The sequence below is a fragment of the Leptospira sarikeiensis genome, from assembly GCF_004769615.1.
Taxonomy (GTDB): domain Bacteria; phylum Spirochaetota; class Leptospiria; order Leptospirales; family Leptospiraceae; genus Leptospira_B; species Leptospira_B sarikeiensis.
On sequence record NZ_RQGF01000001.1, the window covers coordinates 1 to 1322 of the forward strand.

Below are 1322 nucleotides of genomic sequence, written 5' to 3' on the forward strand. Positions count from 1 at the left end.
TTCAGACCGCTTGCGTTGATCGGAGAATTTATAGGGACCAGGATACTATTCAAATACGTCTGTAAAGTACTTCTTTCTGCATCGATCCTACTCTTGAGATCGGTCATTTTATCTTTTATAATATCTTCAGCTTTACTAAAACGAAGTGCTCTCTCTGCCCATTCCTGTGTTTGTTGTTGGTTCTGTTGGACCTGAGGATCCGAATTCAGACTTGCAAGAGTGGTTTGTTTAGAGATCAGATTTTGGAGATCTGTGATCTCTTTTAATTTTGCTGTAACCGCATCATTTGCAGTTGTTAGTCGATTCTTAGCAAGATCCAGGATATTCATACCGCCTACATCTTGGCTGTATTCCTGAACTGTTGCAAAATCATATACCGCACTCTTTTGAGATAATGCAACAGATGCAGCTTCCATCGTATTGTATGCTGCAGTTACCTGAGTTTGTTTTGTGGCATACTGGTCTTGGATAGTTTTAACAGTATCTTGTTGGTTTTTAAAAGCGGTTTGGGCGTCTTCGAAAGCCTTTTGGTTCGTATCGTATTGGGTTTTTACGATCGAGAGTTCCGAACCTAAAGCATTCTGTAATGCGGTTCCTGTTAAACCTTTATATTTGTCCGCGATATCTGTGAGGATCCCGATCCTTTTTCCTGAATCGATGATAGTATCTCCATAATTGGACATAGCACCTTTTGCTTTACTTGTTTCCGCATACGGATCGTCGATCGCAACCCTACCAGGCAAATTATTGTCTACATAGTTGTCTATGATACCTTTTAGGTTATTGATCCCGCCGATAAAATCGTAGGTCCCGGTACTTACGTTTTTATTATATACGGTATCCGTAATTTCGTAACCCGAATCTTGGATCTCTTTAAGAGCTTGGCGAATAGAAGGGTTTGCTTCCGTTTTATCAGGATCGAAAGAATAACTCTTATAACCTTCGATAAGGCTAAGTAAATTTCCAAGTCTTTGTTCTGCTTGGAACTCCAACTCTCTTTCTTTATTTGTGATCTGAGTATCTAAAGAAGGAGCAGTTTGACCTTCTGCACCTATACCAATATAACTTAAATAACTCTCTATAACGACGTTTCCTTTGACAACATCGTAAGCGTATTTTGCCTTACGCTCTTCTCCCTGAGCCCTAGTTCCTTCTAAAACCAAATTAAGATCCTGTTCTCCTAGTTTAGAAACTAGATCCTCGAATCCTGTCTCATTCTGATAATTTTTCAGATAGAAATCGGATCTGATATTTGACATAGGATCCAAAGCGGCAAACGGAGAATAAAGCCCCGCCTTATACAATACGAATCCTTGTTTTTC

General features: G+C 39.6%; 1 pseudogene. It reads right to left on the reverse strand.

Annotation, left to right across the window (positions count from 1 at the left end):
- Positions 1-1322, reverse strand: a pseudogene (locus EHQ64_RS00005) (hypothetical protein); the annotation flags it as partial.